Origin of the sequence: Colwellia sp. BRX10-4 (genome assembly GCF_014077465.1) — a bacterium.
Classification (GTDB): Bacteria; Pseudomonadota; Gammaproteobacteria; order Enterobacterales; family Alteromonadaceae; genus Colwellia_A.
On record NZ_JACGVZ010000057.1, the window covers coordinates 1 to 3998 of the forward strand.

The following is a 3998-nucleotide window of genomic DNA, read 5'->3' on the forward strand; positions in this document are numbered from 1 at the left end:
CACCGTGTACTTTAGTTAATACTGCAGAGATAGCAGCTGTTAAAGTAGTTTTACCGTGATCGACGTGACCGATAGTACCAACGTTAACATGCGGTTTTAAACGTTCAAATTTTGCTTTAGCCATTATGTAATGCCTCTGAGATAAATTAACAAAAATAAAATAAATTTAGTGAGATAGAAATCTTAAGGAATGGTGCTGATAGGCAGATTCGAACTGCCGACCTCACCCTTACCAAGGGTGCGCTCTACCAACTGAGCCATATCAGCAATCACTTAAAGATGGAGCGGACGGCGAGAATCGAACTCGCAGCTTTAGCTTGGAAGGCTAAGGTATTACCACTATACGACGTCCGCTTTTCTATCTTCATTATTGCAAAGTGGTGGAGGGAGGTGGATTCGAACCACCGAAGGCTGAGCCGTCAGATTTACAATCTGATCCCTTTGGCCACTCGGGAACCCCTCCAATACTTTTACAACAATTTTATTAATGGTGCCGACTGCCGGAGTCGAACTGGCGACCTACTGATTACAAGTCAGTTGCTCTACCAACTGAGCTAAGTCGGCACTACATTAAGTGGTGCGAATTCTAGTGGAATGTTTTCTCCCTTGCAAGCGTAAAAACAAAAAAAAACCATGTTTTTAACCATTTGATGTTTTTTTAATCGCCTAACGTTAAATGTTGCCACAAACTGGCGATATAAATTGCCATAAGCGAATTAGAATCGTTGCATGCCGATAAAGACTAGCTCATCAATAATGCAATGTTGCCTGTTTAATAAAGCCGCTATTTTTTTAGCATTACCGCCAGTAAGTAATACTTTATCTAATGAGACTTGTTTATTAGCTTGTTTGATACCTTGTTCAATAAAACCAAGTGTTGCTGCCCAGCAAGCATTATTGACACCGTCAGAGGTACTTTTACCAAAAGAAATATTGGCCTGATGCTCTTGAGTTGCCAGTACTTTTGAAGTATTTGATAAAAGACTATTAAATAATATATCAATACCTGGCAAAATCCACCCACCTAAATGTATGCCCTGACTATCGAGTAAGTCTATGGTTGTCGCTGTTCCCGCGTCAATAATAAGGACATTCTCATCTGGGTACAAAATATTAGCCGCCAGTAACGTCAACCATCGATCAATACCTAACGTTGTCGGTTGTTGATAGCTTGAAGTAACGCCAAAGCGTTTGCTTTCACTGTTTATTATGTGCAGTTCAATATTATGCTGCTGAGCATAGGCTATAAAGACCTCTATAATATAAGCTTCGCTAACACTCGCAACGACGATAGATATCACTGATTCAGTGATACTTGATAGCCACTTTTCATTAATGGTTTCATTTCTTTCACTTTGAATGATTGATAATTCACCTTGCTGCTCAAAAGTGTATTTGGTGCGAGTATTGCCAATATCAACTAATAATCTCATGTGTCAGCCCTCAAGCTAACTTCACCACCATAAATAGGACTAATTTGGCCATCAACTTCTAACAATAAAGCTCCTTGGTTATTAATGCCTCGACAAATACCTTTCTTTTCACGCGTGCCGGTGATTAGCCTTATCGGTTTATTGATATAATAATCTTGTTTGGCCCACTCATTGGCCATAGACAGCAACCCTTCATGTTGATGCTGCTGAAGCCTTAATGAGAGTTTAGAAATTAACGTTGCAGCCAAATCACTTCGGTCAATCGTATTAACCGCGTTATTTCCATGCTCGTTTGTACTTTGCATCATAGCTGTTTGTAAATCTGTCCAAGGTTGGTCGACTTGTTCTGCACTTTTTTGGGGCATATTAATATTTAAACCAATACCAATAACACAGTGACACGGTTCAAGAGCTTGCCCATCCAAATCAATAAGGATACCAGCAAGCTTAACCCCTCCAAAATAAATGTCATTGGGCCACTTTAACTGCACATCAATTTGATAAAGTTCTTTTACTGCATCGCTAACCGCTAGAGCCGACACGACACTTAATCCCATAGCTGCCGCCATACCTTGTTCTAAATACCAATACATCGACATATATATATGTGAACCAAAGGGTGAGATCCACTTACGACCGCGCCGACCGCGCCCTGCATCTTGATATTCAGCTAAACAGACTTGCAAATTATGATTTTGATTGGGTAAGCGACGCAATAAATAACTATTGGTTGAGTCAATAATATTATGCACTTCGACTTTGTTTTTCTGACCCAATGCGCTTAACTTATATTGAATTTCTTTTTCATCTAATAATGTTAACGGTTCAGATAATTTATAGCCTTTGCCGGTAACACTATAAATATCAAGCCCCATTTCAATTAGCGAGGCGATATGATTAGATATTGCTGCGCGACTGACCCCTAGCTGCTCACCTAACCATTGCCCAGAAACAAATTGTCCATCGGCTAAATATTGTATTAATTGCTCTCGTATTGCTTTGGCCATGATCAGCTTATAGCTCCTAAGGTAACTTCGCCCTGCTCACTGAGCATTCTTACTTCTGGTTGTAGCATAATGGCAAATAATGCTAATACGGTTTGTTGTACATGTAGGGCTAAATTTTTGATATCTGCCCCGCAGGCCGAATCAATATTGGTTAGCACTAGCGCTTGCTTATTATGCACAGCTGCACCGTTGAGTTGATAACCTTTCAGCCCTGCTCTTTCAATTAACCAACCTGCTGCTAGCTTAACAGTGCCATTATCTTGTTGAAAAGCGGCAATTTCTGGATAGTTATTTTTTAATAATAAAAACTGCTCAGCGCTAACCACAGGATTTTTAAAGAAGCTGCCAGCGTTTGGGATAACCTTGGGATCAGGTAACTTAGCATTTCGTATGGCAATCACGGTATCCATAATAACCCTAGCATGACTATTTGGGGGCAAGGTGTTTAATCCTTGGTAATTCAGCTTAGCCTGCCAGTTTTTTGGAAAGCGTAAAGTAATATCCGTGATGATACCTTTATTTTTTAAAGCATTTTTAAAAATACTATCGCGATAATCAAATTGACATTGCGCCTGCGTTAACTGCTGTGATTTATTTTTAGCAAAATCAAACCAAGTTACACTTTCAATAAAATCAGCAATCTCAACGCCATAAGCACCAATGTTTTGTACTGGAGCAGCGCCAACACTGCCAGGAATAAGTGCTAAGTTTTCTAGACCGTTAATGCCTTCATCAATACAAAAGCATACCAAGTCATGCCAATTTTCACCACAAGCGGCATTGACCTGATAATATTCTTCTGTTTCATTAACATTAATCCCTAAGAACTCCGGCTTAATAATTACCGGTGTAACACCCTCGACAAAAAGCGTATTACTGCCCGCGCCTAAAATATAAAAAGGTGCGCTAGTCACCGCTGCTAATAATTGCAGATCTTGTTCACTATTTGGATAATAAATAATGGGTGTCGTTGCATAAACTGCAAAACTGTTATTTTTTTGTAGGGAAAATTGTTGGCATGATTTCATATTATAAGCAGAAGTACTAGCTGGTAAAAACTTACTCTTATTCTACCGCAGTTTTCAATAAGCGGAAGAGGTTAATATTGAGAAAAATACTAACCTTGTTTGCGTACGAGTAGTTTTACAATATTATTAGCGCGTTCGTTGTAGTACTTGTTTTGGTATTTATCAGCATCAATGCTTTGGCTGTGGTTGATTATGATGCCCTCGAATATTGGCTGCATTGACTACTGACTGTGTTGACTGTGTTGACTGCGGATAGATAGAAGAACATTAACCTTGTTTACGTAACGGTAATTTAACAATGTTTTTTAACCCTGCTTGCGTACCGGAAGTTTAACAATGTTATTAGCACGTTCGTTGTAATACTTGTTTTGGTATCTATCAGCATCAATACTTTGGCTGTGGTCGATTATGATGCCTTCGAATATTGGCTGCATTGACTATTGATAGATAGAAGAACACTAACCTTGTTTACGTACAGGTAGTTTAACAATGTTATTAGCACGTTCGTTGTAATACTTGTTTTGGTATTT

General features: G+C 39.1%; 4 protein-coding genes and 4 tRNA genes. All 8 read right to left on the reverse strand.

Annotated features, from left to right (window positions below; all coding sequences use genetic code 11):
* Positions 1-124 (reverse strand): GTP-binding protein (locus H4J67_RS19495; RefSeq protein ID WP_259368505.1); only part of this gene is annotated, 124 nt, incomplete at its 3' end.
* Between the two features lie 67 nt (positions 125-191).
* Positions 192-267: transfer RNA gene (locus H4J67_RS19500), tRNA-Thr, on the reverse strand.
* A 13-nt stretch (positions 268-280) separates the two neighbouring features.
* Positions 281-354 (reverse strand) — tRNA-Gly (locus tag H4J67_RS19505).
* A gap of 24 nt (positions 355-378) precedes the next feature.
* Positions 379-463 (reverse strand) — tRNA-Tyr (locus H4J67_RS19510).
* Positions 464-488: 25 nt separating this feature from the next.
* A tRNA-Thr gene (locus H4J67_RS19515) sits at positions 489-564 on the reverse strand.
* A gap of 152 nt (positions 565-716) precedes the next feature.
* The gene (locus tag H4J67_RS19520; RefSeq protein ID WP_182204779.1) at positions 717-1433 is read right to left on the reverse strand and encodes a type III pantothenate kinase; all 717 of its coding nucleotides are present in this window, start codon (positions 1431-1433) and stop codon (positions 717-719) included.
* On the reverse strand, positions 1430-2440 hold the full coding sequence (birA, locus tag H4J67_RS19525; RefSeq protein ID WP_182170387.1) for a bifunctional biotin--[acetyl-CoA-carboxylase] ligase/biotin operon repressor BirA: 1011 nt from the start codon (positions 2438-2440) through the stop codon (positions 1430-1432). Before birA ends, H4J67_RS19520 begins: the two co-directional genes overlap by 4 nt.
* A gap of 2 nt (positions 2441-2442) precedes the next feature.
* The gene (gene murB / locus H4J67_RS19530; protein WP_259368692.1) at positions 2443-3468 is read right to left on the reverse strand and encodes a UDP-N-acetylmuramate dehydrogenase; all 1026 of its coding nucleotides are present in this window, start codon (positions 3466-3468) and stop codon (positions 2443-2445) included.
* Positions 3469-3998: the final 530 nt, after the last annotated feature.

Excerpts from the sequence above, each read along its gene's own strand:
- H4J67_RS19520 (WP_182204779.1), bottom strand. The coding sequence starts at position 1,433 with ATGAGATTATTAGTTGATATTGGCAATACTCGCACCAAATACACTTTT.
- birA (WP_182170387.1), bottom strand. The coding sequence starts at position 2,440 with ATGGCCAAAGCAATACGAGAGCAATTAATACAATATTTAGCCGATGGA.
- murB (WP_259368692.1), bottom strand. The coding sequence starts at position 3,468 with ATGAAATCATGCCAACAATTTTCCCTACAAAAAAATAACAGTTTTGCA.